This window comes from Shewanella electrica, from assembly GCF_022321485.1.
GTDB lineage: Bacteria > Pseudomonadota > Gammaproteobacteria > Enterobacterales > Shewanellaceae > Shewanella > Shewanella electrica.
In genome coordinates this window covers 123,786-144,005 of sequence record NZ_JAKOGG010000003.1, presented here as the reverse complement: position 1 = coordinate 144,005, position 20,220 = coordinate 123,786, and the positions used below count along the sequence as shown (strand labels likewise).

Below are 20,220 nucleotides of genomic sequence, written 5' to 3'. Positions count from 1 at the left end.
ATGAGCAATAACCTGCATCAATCCGGGGTTAAGCTGCTCAGATTGCTCGGCCGCAACGCCGAGCTGGTGATGGACGCTTACCTCAACGGCAGTGTGGATGAGCAAAACTTAGAGCCTGCGGCGGTTAATAAACTGACCGAAAGCGGCATTCTGTGGCGGCCGGAGCCGAACGAGCCACTGCGTTTGTCGCGCAATGTGCGGGCGTTGCTGGAAGATGGCCTCAAAGATGAGCGTAACCGCCAGATCAACGCCAACGTCGGTTCGGCCTTGGCGACCATTAAGACCATCGCCGGTCACTATCGCGAAGCCCGTGCCAGCGTAGATTACAGTGCCGCTGAAGCCTATTTGGCTGACTTATCTGAGCAAGTCTATAGCTTCACTGAAAGCTTGCGCTACTCAGTGCGGGTGCTGTGGGGCCGCATCAATAACGAGTTCGGTTATGTTGGCTCGCTTAGTGCCAAAATCCGTGAAAACGAATTAGCTCAAAGCCAAGTGACTGACTTGCTCAACGGCTTAGAGATGTTTGAGTTTGCTGAACTCAGCGAGCTGGCGGGCGATATTCGCGAGCTGCGCCGGTTGCTGGTGACCAGTTTGCAAGAAACCCTGACCAATTGCGCCCAAGAGTTGAGCGTGGTGCAAAGCCGCTTGCTGGAGTTGCTCGGTCGTTTCCGCCAAATCCAAGGCCGTACCCGCTTACTCAAAGGCTGGTTGCTGTTTACCGATCTGCACCCAGAATATGAAGTGGCCGACCATGTGGCGCACAAGCAGGTTCCTGTACTGTTCAATCAAGCCGAAGCCTTGTTAGCCCCAGCGGCCGCCGATGTGAATAACATTCACCACGAGGCGGATCTGATGCAGGTGGTGGCCAGCATCCGCACCATCAGCCGCGAACAGCAAGCGCTGCCAGTAGCCGAGCCAAGCGTGGTTGAAGTGGGCGCTACCGAGGAGTTTGATATCCCCGATAACCCACTGAAGCAGGCGGTGGAGCAGTATTTCTGCGCGGTGATTGAATCGGGTCAAAACCAGTCGGCGTTGGATTACCTCAGTGAACAAGGTTTGCCGTGGGACCGCGAGAGTTGGATCTTCCAAGTGATTGGTGGTTTTGAAGGACTCAGCGAAGAGCATAAGCAGTTTTTCGCGCTTGAACCGCTCGGTCACGAGCACGAAATTTATGATGGTAACTTTATCATCCAAGACGTGGAGATCGGCTTACGTTAATGGCGGGATGCTGCTGCTAGCGCTATTTAGCCTTAACTGAAATGTGATCTAGGCACGGTTTTAAAAGCAGTAAATGCGACAATTTGTCCTAGGCTGCTTATTTAGCTGTGGCTAATGTCATTATTTCTCTTTTTGACAGTGTTTTTTGTTGGTGTTGCTCGTTAGCCTATGCGCGAAACAACAGCAAATTTTCGCCTGTTGGCGGTTTAGCTGCGGCTAGGCTGCCAAGGGCACAAAAAGATGAATAGCAAAGATTCAGAATTAAGGATTGAGTAATGCTAAGACGTGAATTTTTAAAAGGTGCTGCGATTATGTCAGCTGCTGGCATGGTAACACCTGTGATGGCGAGTGCTGTAACCTCTGGTGCAGCTAAGCAAGATACTGTTGCTGCTCGTCGTCGTTTCACTTTGGCTCAAGCATACGACGTCAAGCCACCTCTGGGATCGGCTGGTAAAGTAAATCTGTGGATTCCATTGCCAGAAGATACCGTATTCCAGAAGCTGAATCATATGGATGTGAAAGGCAATCATGATGATGCGTATATCACGGTAGAAAACAACTACGGTGCTAAAGCCTTATTGGTGACTTGGAACAAATCTGACAAGCCAATGACAGTGAATGTTGAGCTGGATATCTCTACTGAAGATTGGGAGCCAATGGCTAGCGGTGCTTTAGATCTGTATCGCACGCCAAGCAACATCGCTTATCCAACTGAAGTACAACGCTTCCTGCAAGCTACTGCCCACATCCCAACTGACGGTATCGTTAAAAAGACCGCCGATAAAATTGTTGGTGATGAAACTAACCCACTGAAAAAAGCCCATAAGATCTATCTGTGGGTCAGCGAAAATATGGAACGTGACAACAGCGTTATCGGCTGTGGTCAAGGTGATGTGCGCGCCATTTTGGAAAGCGGTAAGTTGGCAGGTAAATGTACCGATACCAACTCAGTATTTGTGGCGTTAGCTCGTGCTGCTGGTCTACCAGCGCGTGAAATGTTTGGTATTCGTTTGGGGCAAGCGATCAAGATGGGGCAATACTCATCGGCCTTTGGTAGCGCTAAAGATGGCGTAGCCAGCGAAACCGGTGGTCAACACTGCCGCGCCATGTTCTTCTTGGCAGGTTTTGGTTGGGTGCCGGTTGACCCTGCTGACGTGAGCAAAATGCGTTTGGCAGAAAAAGCCAAGCACACCGATGCTAACGTGCAGGCAGTAAACAAATACCTGTTTGGTAACTGGGAAATGAACTGGGTTGGCTTTAACTATGCACGTGATTTTGAGCTGGCCCCTGCTGCTGCCCAAGGCCAAATGAATAACTTCGGTTATCCATACGCTGAAGTTGATGGTGATCCACTGAACTACTACGATCCAAAAGCCTTCGCTTATGACTACCGCTCAACCGAGCAACGCTAAGGGATTACTGGCGACCATGGTGGCAGCCGTTGCTGCGGCCGTGGCGTCGAGCTTATGCTGCATTGGCCCACTCATCTACTTAGTGTTTGGTGTGTCGGCGGCCAGCGTGGCAGGACTTGCGCAGTTTGACTGGCTGCAAGTGCCGATGTTATTGCTATCGAGTGTCTTGATTCTTGCAGGTTTCTGGCGGCTGTATCTGTCTAAGCGACCGGTGTGCAGTGGCCGTTTGAGCCGTAAACGCATGTTAGTGCTGTACTGGATAACGGTGCCGATAGTATTAGCATTTCAGCTATACCCTTACGTGTTACCTTGGTTGTTGGAGTGATGTTGATGAAACGCTTACTGTTATTGAGCTTGTTGCTGGTGTCGCCACTCACTTGGGCGGCCAACGTCAAGGTGGTGATTGATATTGCCGCCATGCACTGTCCATTGTGTATCACTATGGTGAACAAGGCATTACGTTCAACCGACGGCGTCATTAGTGCGAAATCGTCGCTAAAAACGCGTCAGGCTGACGTGGTAGTAGCGGAAGGTTATGACACCGATAAGTTGCTGCAAGCGATTGCGACGACTGGCTATGAAGGCGTGATTAATCATACCGAGCCACAAGCCTAAGGAAGGTGCGAATAAGTCCCGTGTGTGCTCTGCGTGAGCATACAGCTTTCAGATGCAAGGCCGCAGTTTGCCGCGAATGGTGAGCCCTTTGCAAAAACTGCAACGTAGCAGATGAAGCTGTAGGCCACGCCCTACGGGGATTTGTAAGCTCATGCATTTCTTCGTTAGCTAACTTTGCCATGCTCCAGCATGCCCGCAGTTAGCTGCCTTGAACTGCTATGGCTTACAAATCCAGAGCGTCGCGAAGACTTGTTCTCACCTTCCCTAAATTCGGCTCATCCAAAAGAAAAGCGATGTGAATAACATCGCTTTTTTGTGTGTGTCTTAACGGCGTTGGTGCGTTAAATTGCACGGCGAGAATGCTGGTGGTTTATTCGGCTTGTTTGCTCAGTAGCGTTTTACACAGGCTGACAAAGTCAGACGAGGTAACAATGCCCAGCACTTTGCCATCGGCATCAGACACCGGCAAACAGCCAAATTTGTTATCAATAAAGTAGTCGACCACATCCAGCAAGGGTGTATGAGTAAACAGCAGCGGATATTCGGTATCAATCAACTCAGTCAACGGTTGATGGCGTTCTTTGCGATCCAGCGCGCCAGCACCATAACGGTTATACAAACTCATCACGGTGGCGATCATCTTTTTATGGGTGAGTACGCCAACCAACGTGCCGTTTTGCTCTGAAATCACTGGCAGGTGGCGTACGCCACGACTTTGCATCAGTAAGTGCGCATCATGGATAGTAGCGGCATCGCTGATACAGACCGGATCTGGGGTCATTATGTCTTCAACCTTCATGATGTTTCCTTTTTGCATCATAGTGTTTGTCTCATTATAGGTGGCTGCCTGTAAAAAAATAGTCGGTACGGCGCGCCTATGTTGTTGCTTGCTAACACGGTTGTTGGGGATTATGGCGCTAACAGATAGTTGGCGTGACAGATTCAATGCTTAAAAATCAGTGACTTTACAAATCTTGCTCGCCGCATAAGATCAATAGAGGATTTTCTTGCACAACATGGCCGTTATGAGCGCTGACGTCAATATTGCTACCCTAAATTTGTTTAACTATGCCGAGCCGCCGCTGGCGTATCACGAGTTCGACAGTATCTACAGCCAGTCACAGTGGCAGTTAAAAACTCAGTGGATCGCCGATTGGGTCGCGCAAGCTGCGCCTGATCTATTAGGCATGCAAGAGGTGTTTAGCCCACAAGCGTTGCAACAGCAGTTGGCTGAGCAGGGTTTTGAGTATTTTGCCGTCGCCGGTGAGCCGAGTATTGACGGTTATGTCGCCCATCAAAGTGTGGTGATGCTCGCTAGCCGTTATCCGATCCTTGAATCGACTTCGGTGCCGCTCGACTTTACCTTGGCCGCCCGCTTTGGGGTTAGCGAAGGCTTTAGCCCTAGCCGCGAGATGCTGCGTGCCACGGTGCAGTTGCCAGAGATTGGAACCACCGATGTGTATGTGGTGCATCTCAAATCTCCCCGGGCGATGCTCGGCCATCAAGACGTTAATCTGGATGGTTTCAGCGCTGCGTTAGCTGGCAGCGCGTTAGGGCGTTGGGCCTCGGTCGTCAAGCGTGGCACCGAAGCTATGCTGCTGTATCAAGCGATTTTAGAGCGACGGGCGCAAACCGGTTACGCGGTAGTGGTGGTGGGGGATTTCAACGCCACCATTGATAGCAGCGAATTGCGCGGTTTACTCACGGCGCCGAATCAGTTGTATCGCGGTGACTTACATGCCACCGGACTGCTGGCGTTGAATGAACAAGAGCGCTTGTGCCACCTGCGTCATTTTCAACTGCAAGAGGCACAAACATTGGCGCTGGCATGCGCCCCAGAAAAGTCACGGCGTGTGAGCCATTTCCACGGCGCACATGGCTCGATAGTTGATCATATTCTGCTGAGTCAGGAGTTTGACTGTCAGCAGCAACATAGCCTCGCCAGTGTTAGTTGTTATCAAATTTTTAACCAACATCTGATCAAGCCTGAACATCCACACGATGATTACGCCAGCGACCACGCACCCGTGATGGTCAGTCTGGCATTACGCCATCCGACAACATAATTTGAGAATTGGAACCCGCCAGATAATGTGCAGCTATTTGATGTTCAGTATTTTTAATTTTTACTGGAACGCAGAGCGTTAATTCTGCTCATGTTAGTGAGTAAAATTTAGTCGTTTCATGCTCATATTAAAGCGCTTATTTGACGCACTTACACGAAAAACTCTCATCATGGCTGCTGTACCGCTTTGCAGCGCATTTTGTCGTTTTGAACAAATCCGTGATCTGCTGCATAACTTTTATGGTCAACGCCTGAGAGGTCGGTCACACGCTGGCATTTCTCATGAAAAACATCACCGTTTGATATACGGTAAATAGGCCGCTTTTGTTAAGCTATTTCGCTGTGTTTTATGGTTAACTTAATGATTTTTAATAAATAAATTAATATTATCAAAGCAATTATAAGTTACAAAAGTACGACTTAGTTTCAATGTAACCCGTCCCAACTTTCCATTTTTTTGCCGTTGTTATACTCGCCTCGAAAGCTGAAGGAGGTGAGTTATCAAGGTGCCAAGTCACTGCGAACTCATCAACGAAAACCCAACCAATTGTGCATGCGGACACAGACACAACTGCTAAACCTCAAACGAATATGAGCAGCAGCGCTGGGTTTTTCAACCGGATTCTGAGAGTGGTCAGGCAAAACAGATATTTCATTCCCTGATGCACTCGCGAGCAATGACAAGTCGAGCCAAGAGGCTCGCTGGAACCGAATTTTACATCCTGCTGGAGGGTTGATTGTGAAAACGATAACCACAGATATAGCGGTCATTGGTGCTGGTGGTGCCGGTTTACGTGCAGCGATTGCTGCTGCTGAAGCGAACCCAGAACTGAACATCGCACTGATTTCCAAAGTTTATCCAATGCGTTCTCACACTGTTGCGGCCGAAGGTGGCTCAGCGGCAGTGGTTAAAGAAGAGGACAGCCTCGACAACCACTTTAACGACACAGTTGCTGGTGGTGACTGGTTGTGTGAGCAGGATGTAGTTGAATACTTCGTTAAAAACTCCACCCGCGAAATGATCCAAATGGAACTGTGGGGCTGCCCATGGAGCCGTAAAGAAAACGGTGAAGTGAACGTACGCCGTTTCGGTGGCATGAAAATCGAACGTACTTGGTTCGCGGCCGACAAAACCGGCTTCCACATGCTGCACACCCTGTTCCAAACCTCTATGAAGTACCAAAGCATCGTGCGTTACGATGAATACTTCCTGCTGGACTTGGTGGTAGTAGAAGGCGAGGTACAAGGTGCTATCGCAGTCTCTATGGCCGAAGGCGAGCTGGTGTGCTTCAAAGCTAAATCAGTCATTCTTGCAACCGGTGGTGCGGGTCGTGTGTATCACTTCAACACCAACGGCGGCATTGTAACCGGTGACGGCATGGCCATCGCTTATCGTCACGGCGTACCACTACGTGATATGGAATTTGTGCAATATCACCCAACTGGTCTGCCAGGCACAGGTATTTTGATGACTGAAGGTTGCCGTGGTGAAGGCGGTATCATGGTCAACAAAAACGGCTACCGTTACCTGCAAGACTACGGCCTCGGCCCAGAAACACCAGTGGGTCAGCCACAAAACAAATACATGGAACTGGGTCCACGCGACAAAGTTTCACAAGCGTTCTGGCATGAACAACGCAAAGGCAACACCATCAAACATCCGCTGGGTGATGTGGTGCACTTGGACTTGCGTCATCTGGGGGCTGACTACCTGCACGAACGTCTGCCATTCATCTGTGAATTGGCTAAAGCGTACGTCAACGTTGACCCTGTGAAAGAGCCAATCCCAATTCGTCCAACCGCGCACTACACTATGGGCGGTCTGGAAACTGACCAAAACACTGAAACCTGTATCAAAGGTCTGTTCGCGGTCGGTGAATGTTCATCAGTGGGTCTGCACGGTGCTAACCGTTTGGGTTCTAACTCATTGGCTGAACTGGTGGTATTTGGTCGTCTGGCCGGTGAAACCGCAGTGCAACGCGCTGCTGAATTCAAAGGTTGGAATGCAACAGCGTTTGAAGAGCAAACTCAAGCCGCTGAAGCGCGTATTGATGCCTTGCTAGCGCAAAAAGGTACTGAAAACTGGTCTACCATCCGCACCGAAATGTGCATGAGCATGGAAGACGGCTGCGGTATCTACCGTGATGAGGCCGGCATGCAAGCCACTGTGGATAAACTGGCTGAGCTGCGTGCGCGTTACAAAAACATCGAAATCACTGATAAGAGCAAAGTGTTCAACACTGATCTGCTGTACGCGATTGAAGTGGGCTTTGGTCTGGATGTGGCTGAAGCGATGGCACACTCTGCTATCAACCGTAAAGAGTCTCGAGGCGCGCACCAACGTTTGGACGAAGGTTGCACCGAGCGTAACGATAAAGATTACCTGAAGCACTCTTTGGCTATCTATCAAGGCGACACTGCGCCAGCCATCAAATATGGCGATGTGAAAATCACTAAGTCTCAACCTAAAGCACGTCTCTACGGTGATGCTGCCAAACAACAGGAGAACGCGTAATGGATAAGTTGCAAACTGTTAACGTCCTTCGCTACGACCCAGCCAAAGATGACGAGCCGTACTTAGAAGCGTTTAAAGTGCCAGCCAATGACACTACCTCAGTACAAGATGCATTGGCTTACATTAAAGATAACTTAGACAAATCATTGTCTTACCGCTGGTCTTGCCGCATGGCGATCTGTGGTTCATGCGGTGTGATGGTTAACAAGGTGCCAAAACTGGCCTGTAAAACCTTCCTGCGTGATTACCCACAAGGGATGACACTGGAGCCATTGTCTAACTTTGCGATTGAAAAAGACTTGGTGGTCGACAAGAGCCCATTCTTGGAGCGCTTGGAAGCTATCAAACCTTACATCATCGGTAACGATCGTAAGCCAGAAGACGGTACTAACCTGCAAACGCCAGCGCAGATGGCTAAATACAAACAGTTCGCTGGTTGTATCAACTGCGGTCTGTGTTACGCAGCGTGTCCTCAGTTTGGTTTGAACCCAGAGTTCATCGGCCCAGCAGCACTGACGCTGGCACACCGTTACAACCTGGACAACCGTGACCACGGTAAGAAAGAACGTATGAAGCTGATCAACGGCGACAATGGCGCTTGGGGTTGTACCTTTGTGGGTTACTGCTCAGAAGTTTGTCCAAAACACGTTGACCCAGCAGCCGCTGTTAACCAAAGCAAAGTGGAATCTACTAAAGACTTCCTGATTGCCATGTTGAAACCATAGGAGACACATAAGATGCAAAACCGTAAACCTTATGTTCGTCCGATTCACCGCACCTGGTGGGCTGAGACTAGCCGTTTCAGTTTCTACATGGTACGTGAGTTGACCATCATTCCGTTGATTCTATTCACTTTGAACCTGTTGGTGGGCTTGTACTCGCTTACCTCTGGTAAAGCGGCATGGGAAAGCTGGGTCGCTTTCTCAGCTAGCCCAGTGGTACTGGTAGTGAACCTGTTGGCTTTGGCTGGCGCGCTGTATCACGCGAAGACCTTCTTCAGCATGATGCCACAAGTGATGCCAATCAAAGTGGGTCAGAAAACCGTATCCAAAGGCATTGTGGTTGCAGTGCAATGGTTAGTGGTACTGGCGTTTTCTACCGTTGTGATGTTGTTGGTTTAATAGGAGGCCATCATGCTTAATTACTCTCCAAAACGTTCTGATGAGCCTATCTGGTGGAGCTTGTTTGGTGCCGGTGGTGTGTGGTTCGCTATCGTTACCCCCATCACCGTGTTGCTGATGGGGCTGTTGTTGCCACTGAATGGCTTAGGTCTGGTTGACCTGAACTACGACAAACTGTCGGCCTTTGTGGCAAGCCCTGTAGGCGCAATCTTTACCGTACTGACCATCGCGCTGCCAATGTGGCACGCCATGCACCGTGTCCACCACGGTCTGCATGACCTGAAATTCCACGTGGGTGCGGTAGGTAAATACCTGTGTTACTTCGTCGCGTTGGTATTCACCGTGCTGTCAGTCATTTGGGTACTTGACCTAATGTAAATATGTGGCGGAGGCAACTCCGCACATTCGTTGTCCCTGAGGGGGCGTTTTTCGGCCGTTAAATTTGTGTGTGAATGGGTCGGAAAACGCCCCTTTTTATTATGTTAGCTATGCCTGTGTTATGCTTGGCGCTCTGGCTAACTTAGGGTGAAAGGCAACCAAATTCGATGAATGATTCCGGTGTAGTGGCACGAATTTCGGCGCTATTGACGTTTAATCGCAAACGCCCGATGAAATTAAAACGGCACTTTATTACCAGCATTTTGTTAGCTACCGCGTGGATGCTAACACTGATGTCTTTCACCGTTTTTCATCTGCTCAAAACTACCCATGATGAAAGTCTCGAACAGCGCAGTTTAGAGATGGCTAGCATCATCGCCTTAGATCCGGTGGTGATCAATGCGGTGCAAGAAGCCAATCAACATAGCGGCGTCAGTATTCGGCCGTATATCGAAAGCCTGCGCGAGCAAACCGAAGTCACCTTCATCGTGGTGGTGAATAAGTACGGCATTCGCCTAAGTCACCCTGAGCTGGATCGTGTTGGGCAGAAGTTTGTCGGCGAAGATCTGCAACCGGTGTTGCAGCATGGCACTAAACTGAGTAACTACGCCATTGGCTCGCTTGGTAAAGCGATCCGCAGTTTTGCGCCAGTGATCGTTGATGGCAAAGTCGAAGGGGCGGTGTGTGTCGGTATCCTAAACGAGGAAGTGGCGCACCTGTTTATCCAACAGCACTCACAATTGTTGATTGTGGTGTTGATGGTGCTGTTGATGGCCATCATGTTGATTATCTCACTGTTATCTAAGTTAAAACGCACCATGCAGGACTTAGAGCCTGAAACCGTGGTGAACATGTTTTTGGAACACAAACGCATCTTCAATGCGATTCGTGATCCGATAGTGTCAGTCGATAAATCGTTAAAAATCACTGCCATTAACGACATTGCGACTAAGATTATTGCCATGGGCAGCATGGCGGCGCAGGAGTATATCAATCAGCCGCTGTCGCGCTTTGCCTCCGGGCTGAGCAAGATTATTGAGTCAGGCACGGGTAACGAATACACTGGCACCATTCGGCTCGGCAAACTCGACTATCGGGTGTTTATCTACCCGCTGCAGTCTGGTGCAGAGCAGCAGGGCTACGTGATTATTTTCATGTCTGACATGCAGCTCAACGAGCTAAAGAAAGAGCTGATTTACTATAAAAATTATGCGGAATTGCTGCGCAGTAAAACCCATGAATATTCAAATAAACTCAATGTGTTAAGCGGTATGCTGCAGCTACAGCATTACGACGATGCCATCGAGTTTATTGACCGCGAGAGTAAAGGCCACCAACGGATTATTGGCAATATTGTGCGTTCGATTCAAAACAGCACCGTCGCCTCATTATTGCTAGCCAAATACAACAAAGCCGCTGAAGCCGGAGTGAAATACCTGCTCGATGAAGACAACATGTTGCAGGATTACAGTAAGCCTGTTTCTGAAAAACTGGCGACCATTTTGGCGAATTTAATTGATAACGCTATTCTAGCGGCGGGTAACAACAAACATAACGCGGCACCGACAGTGCAGATCTATGTGAGTGATCGCAGTCAACATGTTATCCTTGAAGTGCAAGACAGCGGTGCTGGGATAGCCCCTGAAATCGCTGCACACATACTCGATTTTGGTGTCAGCAGTAAAGATGAACAGGAGCAAACTGGGGTCGGTTTGTATCTGGTAAACGAGCTGGTAACGCAGTTGAACGGCAGTATCGACTGGGAACGCACCGAAGATAATACTACCCTGTTCTCCATCTACCTTGATAAAGGTGAAATCAAGCGCTATGAAGAAGAAAGTCACTACCATGATTATTGAGGATGATCCCAGAGCAAGCTATGCACTGGAATCAACCATTAACCAGCACACCGACTTCGAAGTGGTCGCCGTTAGCGAAACCTATGCTGACGCACTGATGCAGTTTGAACTGTACAAGCCACAGTTGGTGTTTGTTGACATTACCTTGCCAGACGGCAGTGGCTTAGATGTAATCCAAAAACTGCGCCGCGATGGTGCCAACTGCTATTTTATTATGACCACTGCCGAGCGTGATGCGTCCACCGTGGAACACGCGGTACAGTTGGGTATTAGCGACTATTTGGTGAAACCCGTGCGCATGTCGCGGGTGCGTCAAGCGTTGGATGATTACAAAGTTTACCGCCAAAAATTGGCGTGCCACGACACGGTAGATCAAGGCGCTATCGACCTGATCTTGGGTAAACGCACCACCAATGCGCCAGTGCGTAAAACGCCAAAAGGCATCGACGCCACCACGCTTGAATCGCTCAAACAGATCCTCAAAGAGGAACAACTGACCGATTTCTCTGTGGATGATATGAGTGACCGTATGAATGTCAGCCGTATCACCGTGCGCCGTTATCTAGAATATCTAGAAACCGAAGGTGTGGTGAAAATGGTGCTGAACTACAAGACCGGTGGTCGTCCACGGCGCTTATATCAACTCACGGATATTAGCCTGCTAGATTAAGCCCCTGGGCAGCAGGTTGGTAATAGCGCCAGCAGATGCTACGCAATATTCGAAAACCCCAGCCATTTCGGTTGGGGTTTTGTTTTTCTGTCTGCCGCATTTCGCTGAATGGCAGCACTTGCAGTTAACCCACTTATTGATAACAATAGTGCGCAATATAATTGTGCGAAATATTTTAAGGATAACCCTATGACTGCGCCGATCTACCAGATTGATGTGACTGATATCAGCGGACAGCAGCGCTCATTAAATGAGTTTCAAGGCAAGGTGCTGTTGATTGTGAATACTGCTAGCAAATGTGGGTTTACACCGCAGTATCAAGAGCTAGAAGAACTGTATAAAACGCTGCAGCCGCAAGGATTGGAAATTCTTGGTTTTCCGTGCAACCAATTTGGTCATCAAGAGCCGGGTAGTGACAGTGATATCAGCCAGTTTTGTCAGCTGAATTATGGCGTAAGCTTTCCAATGTTTGCCAAGATTGACGTCAATGGCGCCAATACCCATCCGCTGTACAAGCTACTGAAAAAAGACGCTAAAGGCGTGCTGGGGTCGCAAGGGATTAAATGGAACTTCACCAAATTTTTGGTGGATAAACAGGGCAAGGTGCTGGAACGTTTCGCGCCGACGACCAAGCCATTACAGTTAAAAGCGCAGATAGAGCAGCTGCTGCAAGCTAACTAAGTCACCGCTGCATTGGTCGCTGAGCGTCGATAATAGATCGCGGCCGTCGATCTATACACGCTTGGCGAATGCTGGCACTGAACGTCGCTTATTGCTGCGCTGTCGGCTCTAACTGAAACGCCAATTGCACCATCATATCTTTCTGCTCTGCGCCTGAAGCTGGATATTGCCATTGCTCAAGAGCGACGGTGGCTTCATGGTCAAACATGCCTTGTGGTTGTGAATCGATCACCCGCACGTTAGTGACGTTACCTGCGGCGGTGATATCAAACTTAAAGCTGACATGCCCTTCAATACGCTGCTTAGCTGCTTCGAGCGGATAGTTAGGTTCTACGCGGTTGATCGGCGTTGTGGCTGTTATGTCCGCACTTGACGTATCAGCCATCACTTGTTGGTTGAGCAGCGCAGCACTCAAGCCACAACTCAAGGTCAACATTGCTAAAATGACGCGTTTTCTTCCGTGGGGTTTATGCTGCTGTAGTTGCATAATTCTCTCCTTCAAGGTGTGTTTATTGCCGTAATGCGTGTTCATCACGCTTAACAAGGGTTGCTGCGAGTAGTGCAGCAGGGTTTCGCTGTAGCGAATGCGTTGCTGGGACGACATGCTAGTCGTGGCGTCGGCGTCACAGGCGAGTTCTTGGTCATCACGAAAGCGACCATAGGCCAACCAAGCCAGCGGGTTAAACCACTGCATGCTCAGTAGCAGCCAAGCCAAAGTATTGCTGAGCAGATCGCCGCGTTGCTGGTGGCGCAGTTCGTGTTCAATCACGCAGCGTTGGGCGTTAATCTCTAGCTCGGCGAAATTATGCGGTACTAAAATCATCGGCTGGAACACGCCAGATAACATCGGCGAGTTAACGGCGGCGTGCTGTTTAATTGGCAACGGCGCGCTAAACGATAGTGTGCAAGGCAGGGCGTTGCGCCTCAGTTGGCGCAGATAAATGCCGTGGCCGAGCAGCAGGGCCAGCATGGCGCTGACGCCGATAAGATACACACCACTGAGTAAACTAAAGCCTGCCAGCAGTTCCACATCACCTACCGCTTGCTGCATATACACCCGAAATACCGCCAGTTGCGAAGGTTGCGCACTATGGCTGAGCCACTGTTGGCCAGCTTGAATTAACCAAGATGATGCTGGCAGTAGCAGCAGAGAGAGCCACAACAGATAGGTATAGTGAATGCCGAGCCGCTTTAAGTTACTGCGATGCAACAGCAGCAACACGCTGGCAAGTAGGCTGATGCCAATAGTTTGCGAAATTAGCCACTGACTCATGATGGATTGTCCTTTTTCCATTGATCAATCAACTGCTGCAGCTCGTTGACGTCTTGCTCAGTCAATTTTTTCTGTTTGGCAAAGCCAGCTACTAACGGCGCGACTCGGCCGCTGAAGAGGCGTTGAATAAACGACTCACTCTCTTTGAGTTGATATTCGCTTTGTTTGATCAGCGGATAGTAGGCGTAAGCGCGCCCCTGTTTATCAAAGCCGATGGCTTGTTTGTTGACTAAGCGATTGAGCAGCGTTTTCACGGTTTTGTCTTGCCAATCGTTGGCGCTGGCAAGCTGCTCAATAATCTCTTGCGCTGACTGCGGCGCACGTTGCCATAGCAAGTTCAAAATGGTCAGTTCGGCGTTGCTTATCTCTTTCATGCTGTTAGCTCACTTTTTCTGGACATCATGACCGATTACAGTTGTAATTTCAAAATTAAGATTACATTTGTAATCAATGTGGTCAAGCATTTTTGTTTAAAAAGAGATCAAATTAATGGCTGAATGGATTGTTAATTGCGCTAATTAGCTGTTTTTATGTTGATTATTGTGGTGATTCGTTATGAACTTTGTGGGTAATAAGCTAATCGAGGAAGCCGCTATTGGCGTCATAGTGATGATGCGGCATTATGTTGCGCTTAGCGCGCAAGCGACAGGCGAAACACGCTCAACTGCATGGTAAGGACAAACCACAATGACAAGTACGGACGCTACGGATGTTGCTGCACTGCTGCAGCAACTTATTGAATTATTAGACGGTGAGCCACATTGGCAACGTCAATTTCGCCAAGCCTTAGGGCAATATCAGCGCGGTAATCATCTCGCCGCAGCTAACACAATTAACGCGACTGGCGGTGGTATGGGCAGTGCCAACGATGTCGCACTGGCGGCGACACCGCAGCTCAGCATAGCTGAGCGCAATCAACACTATCAGCAGGCTTTAGCGCAGCTGTATCAGTGGAGTGCGCAGCAACGCGGCTGAATTTTGTTGCTAGCTATGTGTTGCTACTCAATGGGCGTAAGCGCGCTAACATCGGCGCTTGGCAGGTGTTCAAAGCCCGGCTTGGCAAATAAATAACCTTGCATAAACTCAACACCAGCGGCTTGCAGCCACTGCGCTTCCGCCGCGGTTTCAATGCCTTCAGCCAATACACTACAACCTAATTCATGCAGCATGGCGATGGTGTGCCGCACAATGATTTGGCGGGCAGGGGACTGATCAATATCTTTAATCAGCGTCATATCCAGTTTAATCAGATCGGTCTGTAAGTCTGTGAGTAGTTCAAGGCCAGAGTAACCCGCGCCAAAATCATCAATGGCGGTGCGGAAGCCCAGCTCTTTATAACAATTGATAATCGATTTCAGGTGGCTTGAATCGGTAATGCGCTCGTTTTCAGTAAACTCAAACATGAGCAACTTAGTTGGAAACTGACAACGTTCGGCGGTTTTGAGGGTGGCACGGATACAGCGCTCAGCTTGATAAACCGCATTGGGCATAAAGTTGATACTGAGCATTTTATCGAGCTTTAGCTTGCTGGCCCATTCAATGGCGGTCACACGACATTGCTGATCAAAGCGATACAGGTTGTCATTATCCACTTGCGCAAGCACTTGCCCCGCCCCTTCACCGTTTACGCCGCGAACCAAGGCTTCGTAACCAAAGATCTGTAATGTCCTAGCGTTAATGATCGGCTGGAATGCCATGCTAATCGCAAAGGGTAAGGTAGGATTTTCGCGGCACTTGGCGCAGGCTGGCGGGGTAATATCAGTCATCTGTGCATACATCATGTAAATAGTAGACCCTCACTATAAGGTATTAAGCGAGCAATCATATAGGCAAGCACACAAAAAGAGCCAATGACGACGCCAGCGTTAAGCGTGGTCGTTGTTAGTGTGGTGGCTTTGCGATGCGGTGCCGCAGTAAATACTCACGTTTGGTGGTGCTGCTTTGCCGAGTGCACTACTGGCGGTATGCCACCTCAGTAGCAATAGTTATGACATTTTATGTCTTTAAGCCAGAGTTATGTTAAGCTTGGCGGCCACAAACAAGTGCGGTCTGTCGCTGAGGTCATGCATAGGGAAAATGCCACCCAGCAGCTAAAAGAATCCACCGGCAGGTCGGCGCTATTCATCGTTTTAAGTTATTACCGCAAGGCGCGAACATGCCTTGTGTGATTAAAAAGCTCACATGGAGTACGTATGCTTTTTACCCCTTTCTCAACGCTTATTTCGCTTATTCGTGGTGGCAATGTCAGCTCGCTATCCACCATGCTTTCCTTTGAGAAAAATTACCACGCGACCGATGAAGACGGCCGTGGACTGCTGTATTACGCCATCCATCACACCCAAGCTGAGATTGCCGCCATGTTGCTGGAAGCCGGTGTTGACCCCGCCTCAGGTGCCGAGCGTCCGGGCCAACCCGTGATGGAGCATGTGGTTGCCAGCTTATCGCAGCGGCTACTGCGGCTGTTTTTGGCACATGGTGAGACATTGCCGAAATATATTGATGGCCTACCGGTGCTGCATTACGTGTTGCAGTTTAAAGAGGTGCGGCGAGATTACTTGCAAGCCTTATTGGAGTTTGGCGTCGATATTAATGAGATCGACGCACGCAATACCGGCTTAACGGCATTGGCATTTTATATTGGCAACGATGATGTGATGCCTCAGCCCAGAATGGTGCGCACGCTGATTGAACTGGGCGCCGATGTTAATTTAGGCAATAAGCAAACCGACACGCCGCTGTGCCAAATGCTGACCAATCCGCTGTTGGCCGATAGCCACTCAATGGATGAGCCTCGGCGGGTCGCCATTCCGTTTATTTTGCAGGAGTTGCTCGATACTGGTGATTTACAGGTGCGTGAACCTGAAAGCCCAGCAGAAGGCTTTGACTCGCTACCAACCATCGCCTTAAAAAATAAGCGTTTTAATACCTTCCTGACGCTACTGGAGTTGGAAGTTGCCATTCCTAAATTTGAACTGGAAGATCTCACTCCCTATTTCAACTTCAACAATTTCCCGACAGAAGAGATGCGGATGAATTTGCTGGCGTTGAATGCGCAGTATCAGGTGGGCTTGCCTTTGGGGATTTTGTTGCATCGTAAACGCGACTATCTCAATGTCATCAGCAGCCAGCCAGATGGTGCGCCCATTTTGGACATGTATTTCACTGAGTTGGTGGTCGCCACCAATGTGGAATTCGATTTAAAACAACGCTGCTTAACCGTATTGCTGCATAAAGGTGTCAATATTGATGTCACCACTAAATGGTATGGTCGTCAGCTCACCAGCTTACAAATCTTAATCTGTGGTTACGATGAATTGCCCGAGGCCGACTTATTGGTTTCATGGTTATTGGAGCATGGCGCGGCGCTTGAAAGCCACGGTCATTCCGCCTTTTTGTTTGCCGTTTGGTATCAACGCATCGCTTTAGCATCGATGCTGGCCGATCGCGGCGCCGATCTGTTTTATCAAGAGCAAGATAAATCAACGCTATTCACCAAGCTGTTTACCCGCAACTTTCACGGTAAAAAATACTCCGCCGAAGAGCTTACCGATACTTTGCCGAAGTTAAGCCGCCTGTACCAAAGCCACGGTGCCGAGTTGCCGTTAGATACGCCGTTCTATTACAACATGTCGCGCAACGACAGCATGACCGATTGCCGCACCTTGGCGCATCTGACAGTGAATATCAGTGGCGACTATGTGTTTATGATGTTGGCTCGCGCGCTGCTGCAAGTGGGCTGGGATATCAATAAACGGGTGAAGCCTGACAGTGTCGGCAACCTGATCACCTATTGGTGTCTCAACGCTAAAGCGGGCGATGATATTAGCCCACTACTGGAGCAACTTCCTGAGTTAGATGTAGAAAGTGACGAAGCTGGTCCGCTGCTGCGAGAGGCTATCAGTAATAAAGTCGCGCTGCCGACCCTGCGTTGCTTACTGGCACGTTGTACTGACGTCAATCGCCTGTATAAACGTCATCCGACCGACGAGAAAATCATCTCTGAAGCGTTGACGTTACTGCTGATGGTGCTCGATTGGCATAACGGTGACAGCGCCATGGCGTTAACCTCATTGCTGTTAGAAATGGGCGCCGACCCGAACATTACTTTGCAGCGTGAGTTGGTGCCGGGGGCGGGCGATGCTGACTTATTCCGTTGGGAATTGAGCGCATTGGAGACAGCGACACGCGGCGATAATCTGGATGTGGTTGAGCTGCTATTAGATAACGGCGCCGATCCGCATCAGCCTATCAGCGGCAATGGTGAACACTATGTGCATTTCTTGATGAACAGCCGCAGCGGATTAAGCCAAGAGCGGGTGTTGGAATATCTGCAACTGTTGCAGCGCAAAGGCATGTTGGACGTGACTGAGCGTAACGAAGCCACGAAAGCGACACCGTTGGTGTTTGCCTCAGTTAACTCGCGTTTGCTGTGGATGCGCTATCTGCTTGACCTTGGCGCCGACCCGAGTGCCAGCGGCGGTTGGCCACCACAAAGCTGTTTACATAAGGTGATTGACTATGAAACTACTGAGCCGCAGCGGCGTTTAACTGGCTTGAAAATGCTGTTAGATGCGGGCGCGGATATCAATGCTGTTGATGAAGATGGCGATAGTCCACTGCACCTTGCTGCCGCATTAGGCGAAAACTTGGTGGTGGCCGAGTTACTTGGTCGCGGTGCCAACGTCGATATGTATAACGAGCAGGGCAACACGCCGCTTATTCGCGCTTTGATGAACAATCGCGCTGTAGATATTGAGATAGACAGCGAACTGCCAGAAGAGGAGCAACTGGCACTGCAAGCCGCCGAGAAGATGCAAACGCTCAATCTGCTGGTGACTGGCGGCGCTAATGTTAATCTCGCCAGTCAAAAAGAAGGCTTCACGCCGTTGATGTTAGCACTGTATCGGCCACAGCTGGCGTTAGTGCCGCATTTAATCAAACTCGGCGCGTCGCTGGCGACCCAAGGTGAGGGGCCGTCACTGATCTGGTTTGCCCTGCGTTATACCGGCCATGAAGCGCAGCAATTATTACTGCAATACCTCAATCTGGAAGAGGTTGCTAACACCGTAGAAGCCGACGGCGATAACCTGCTGCATGCAGTCGCACAACATGCCGATTTCGAGTTGGCGAGCAGTTGGTTCACGCTGTTGCAACAGCAGTTTAAGGTGCCATATCAAGCCAATAACTGGGGCATGACTCCGCTGCATTTGGCCGCCTATCAAGGCAATGTTGCTATCGTCAAAGCCGCATTAAGCCAAGGCCATGACGTCAACCACAGCGATGAACGTGGCAACACGCCGCTGCATTTCGCCACCTTCTTCCGTGGCGATGAACAGCACTACGAAGCCTGCGTGAAACCAGTGATCATGGCGTTAGTCCTTGGAGGTGCCGATCCACTTGCGCTCAACGAGCAAGGCCAATCACCGCTGGAAGTTGCCAAAGAGCGGCAGATGGCAGATTGCGTCGGCATGATGCAACTCGCCGCCGCCCGTGGGCCAGTGAATTAACTCCAGCGCACAACTAAGAAAAAACAGGCCTGCAAATGCAGGCCTGTTTGTATTTAAAAATATTTCTTTGAATTGTACACAAGTGATGACTGTGCTGACATTTTTGCTTTGAGAACAACAGTTTTGAGGCACTGGCGATGAAACGACCATTTAAATAGTTATTAACATGCAGAAATCGCGTGTTTAACGGCGTCTGCAATCATCCTTAACTCAATCCTCAGTCAAATTTCGCCCCAAAAATGGCGCTACAATTGGCTTTGTAGCGTGATCTGACTCAAACAGCGATATGCTGTTTCGCTCGCCTATCTCATGTTTTGTCTCTTTAAGAGATTGTGGTGTACCATCCCCCCAAAAGGCTAGCTTGAACTCTTCCAAATAGCCCTGACCAAAACAGACGATAACTTTTGGCTTAAACTCGTCAACCAAGGCGTGTAGAAGCTTGAACCGATTTTGGGCGCAATATGTTCGGTAATGGTACTTAATTCGAGTTTTGGTCCGTTCAATATGCGCATCTGACCATTCGTCAATGCTTTTTGCCGGAAGAGGAAATAAGTTTACTTTAAACTCGCTCGAATCAGCTTCACAGTATTTATTGCGCATATAATCCCGATAATGACCTTCATAATCAGTTATATAAAATGATAATTTCGAGATCTTTTGATCAAACTGCCATTTTAAAAGTCCTGGATTTTCGCTTTTCCAACTCTTTGATAAATATGGCACAAGATAATTCGACATGGCGTAGGTAGGTCTAGTCATCTCCGCTGTTATCTTTTCATCGGAAGTCCCCCACTCCAAGCCAGAAAACCAAAGCGGGGCGCGAATATTGCCACCATCGCAACCTATTAGACTCCGTTCTAAAGAATTGTAGAATCATCCATGAATGTCCCTTGTTCAAATCCAGTA

Annotated in this window: 19 protein-coding genes; 14 read left to right on the top strand and 5 right to left on the bottom strand. The window is 49.3% G+C overall.

Annotated features, from left to right (window positions below):
* The 4 genes from L9G74_RS05500 (at position 1) to L9G74_RS05485 (ending at position 3,245) form a co-directional block, all read left to right on the top strand.
* On the top strand, positions 1 to 1,218 hold the full coding sequence (locus tag L9G74_RS05500; RefSeq protein WP_238895300.1) for a phosphoenolpyruvate carboxylase: 1,218 nt from the start codon (positions 1 to 3) through the stop codon (positions 1,216 to 1,218).
* Positions 1,219 to 1,493: 275 nt separating this feature from the next.
* Positions 1,494 to 2,630, top strand: coding sequence for a transglutaminase domain-containing protein (locus L9G74_RS05495; RefSeq protein WP_238895299.1), 1,137 nt, complete (start codon positions 1,494 to 1,496; stop codon positions 2,628 to 2,630).
* 16 nt (positions 2,631 to 2,646) lie between these two features.
* Complete coding sequence (locus tag L9G74_RS05490) at positions 2,647 to 2,955, top strand: mercuric transporter MerT family protein (protein WP_326521506.1); 309 nt, start codon at positions 2,647 to 2,649, stop codon at positions 2,953 to 2,955.
* Positions 2,956 to 2,960: 5 nt separating this feature from the next.
* The gene (locus tag L9G74_RS05485) at positions 2,961 to 3,245 is read left to right on the top strand and encodes a heavy-metal-associated domain-containing protein (protein ID WP_238895297.1); all 285 of its coding nucleotides are present in this window, start codon (positions 2,961 to 2,963) and stop codon (positions 3,243 to 3,245) included.
* A gap of 370 nt (positions 3,246 to 3,615) precedes the next feature.
* Here the strand turns inward: L9G74_RS05485 and L9G74_RS05480 are convergent, their stop codons facing one another.
* Positions 3,616 to 4,044 carry a CBS domain-containing protein gene (locus L9G74_RS05480; protein ID WP_238895296.1) on the bottom strand — a complete coding sequence of 143 codons (429 nt, stop codon included), beginning with the start codon at positions 4,042 to 4,044 and terminating at the stop codon, positions 3,616 to 3,618.
* 217 nt (positions 4,045 to 4,261) lie between these two features.
* Here L9G74_RS05480 and L9G74_RS05475 point away from each other — a divergent pair, with 217 nt between their 5' ends.
* From L9G74_RS05475 to L9G74_RS05440, 8 genes are all read left to right on the top strand, one after another.
* Positions 4,262 to 5,311 (top strand): endonuclease/exonuclease/phosphatase family protein, encoded by a 1,050-nt coding sequence (locus L9G74_RS05475; protein ID WP_238895295.1) that lies wholly within the window; start codon positions 4,262 to 4,264, stop codon positions 5,309 to 5,311.
* A 738-nt stretch (positions 5,312 to 6,049) separates the two neighbouring features.
* Positions 6,050 to 7,825, top strand: a complete 1,776-nt coding sequence (gene frdA, locus L9G74_RS05470; RefSeq protein WP_238895294.1) for a fumarate reductase (quinol) flavoprotein subunit — start codon at positions 6,050 to 6,052, stop codon at positions 7,823 to 7,825.
* Positions 7,825 to 8,550 carry a succinate dehydrogenase/fumarate reductase iron-sulfur subunit gene (locus L9G74_RS05465; protein WP_238895293.1) on the top strand — a complete coding sequence of 242 codons (726 nt, stop codon included), beginning with the start codon at positions 7,825 to 7,827 and terminating at the stop codon, positions 8,548 to 8,550. Before frdA ends, L9G74_RS05465 begins: the two co-directional genes overlap by 1 nt.
* 12 nt (positions 8,551 to 8,562) lie before the next feature.
* Entirely contained in the window at positions 8,563 to 8,946 is a 384-nt protein-coding gene (frdC, locus tag L9G74_RS05460) for a fumarate reductase subunit FrdC (RefSeq protein ID WP_238895292.1), read from the top strand.
* Between the two features lie 12 nt (positions 8,947 to 8,958).
* Positions 8,959 to 9,324: a fumarate reductase subunit FrdD gene (gene frdD / locus L9G74_RS05455; protein ID WP_238895291.1), complete on the top strand. Its 366-nt coding sequence runs from the start codon at positions 8,959 to 8,961 to the stop codon at positions 9,322 to 9,324.
* Between the two features lie 167 nt (positions 9,325 to 9,491).
* A complete protein-coding gene (locus tag L9G74_RS05450; protein ID WP_238895290.1) occupies positions 9,492 to 11,183 on the top strand; it encodes an ATP-binding protein in 1,692 nt (563 codons plus the stop codon).
* Positions 11,152 to 11,853, top strand: coding sequence for a response regulator (locus tag L9G74_RS05445; RefSeq protein ID WP_238895289.1), 702 nt, complete (start codon positions 11,152 to 11,154; stop codon positions 11,851 to 11,853). The genes L9G74_RS05450 and L9G74_RS05445 overlap by 32 nt, the downstream gene beginning before the upstream one ends.
* Before the next feature lie 189 nt (positions 11,854 to 12,042).
* On the top strand, positions 12,043 to 12,534 hold the full coding sequence (locus L9G74_RS05440; RefSeq protein WP_238895288.1) for a glutathione peroxidase: 492 nt from the start codon (positions 12,043 to 12,045) through the stop codon (positions 12,532 to 12,534).
* 88 nt (positions 12,535 to 12,622) lie between these two features.
* Here L9G74_RS05440 and L9G74_RS05435 read toward each other — a convergent pair whose 3' ends face one another.
* Positions 12,623 to 13,807 carry a M56 family metallopeptidase gene (locus L9G74_RS05435; protein WP_238895287.1) on the bottom strand — a complete coding sequence of 395 codons (1,185 nt, stop codon included), beginning with the start codon at positions 13,805 to 13,807 and terminating at the stop codon, positions 12,623 to 12,625.
* On the bottom strand, positions 13,804 to 14,181 hold the full coding sequence (locus L9G74_RS05430; protein WP_238895286.1) for a BlaI/MecI/CopY family transcriptional regulator: 378 nt from the start codon (positions 14,179 to 14,181) through the stop codon (positions 13,804 to 13,806). Before L9G74_RS05430 ends, L9G74_RS05435 begins: the two co-directional genes overlap by 4 nt.
* 313 nt (positions 14,182 to 14,494) lie before the next feature.
* On the opposite strand from L9G74_RS05430, the gene L9G74_RS05425 reads away from it, so the two are divergent.
* The gene (locus L9G74_RS05425) at positions 14,495 to 14,782 is read left to right on the top strand and encodes a hypothetical protein (protein ID WP_238895285.1); all 288 of its coding nucleotides are present in this window, start codon (positions 14,495 to 14,497) and stop codon (positions 14,780 to 14,782) included.
* 23 nt (positions 14,783 to 14,805) lie between these two features.
* On the opposite strand, the gene L9G74_RS05420 is transcribed toward L9G74_RS05425, so the two are convergent.
* A complete protein-coding gene (locus tag L9G74_RS05420) occupies positions 14,806 to 15,585 on the bottom strand; it encodes an EAL domain-containing protein (protein WP_438944552.1) in 780 nt (259 codons plus the stop codon).
* 414 nt (positions 15,586 to 15,999) lie between these two features.
* On the opposite strand from L9G74_RS05420, the gene L9G74_RS05415 reads away from it, so the two are divergent.
* The gene (locus L9G74_RS05415) at positions 16,000 to 19,314 is read left to right on the top strand and encodes an ankyrin repeat domain-containing protein (RefSeq protein ID WP_238895283.1); all 3,315 of its coding nucleotides are present in this window, start codon (positions 16,000 to 16,002) and stop codon (positions 19,312 to 19,314) included.
* Between the two features lie 210 nt (positions 19,315 to 19,524).
* On the opposite strand, the gene L9G74_RS05410 is transcribed toward L9G74_RS05415, so the two are convergent.
* Positions 19,525 to 20,073 (bottom strand): hypothetical protein, encoded by a 549-nt coding sequence (locus L9G74_RS05410; RefSeq protein ID WP_238895282.1) that lies wholly within the window; start codon positions 20,071 to 20,073, stop codon positions 19,525 to 19,527.
* Positions 20,074 to 20,220: the final 147 nt, after the last annotated feature.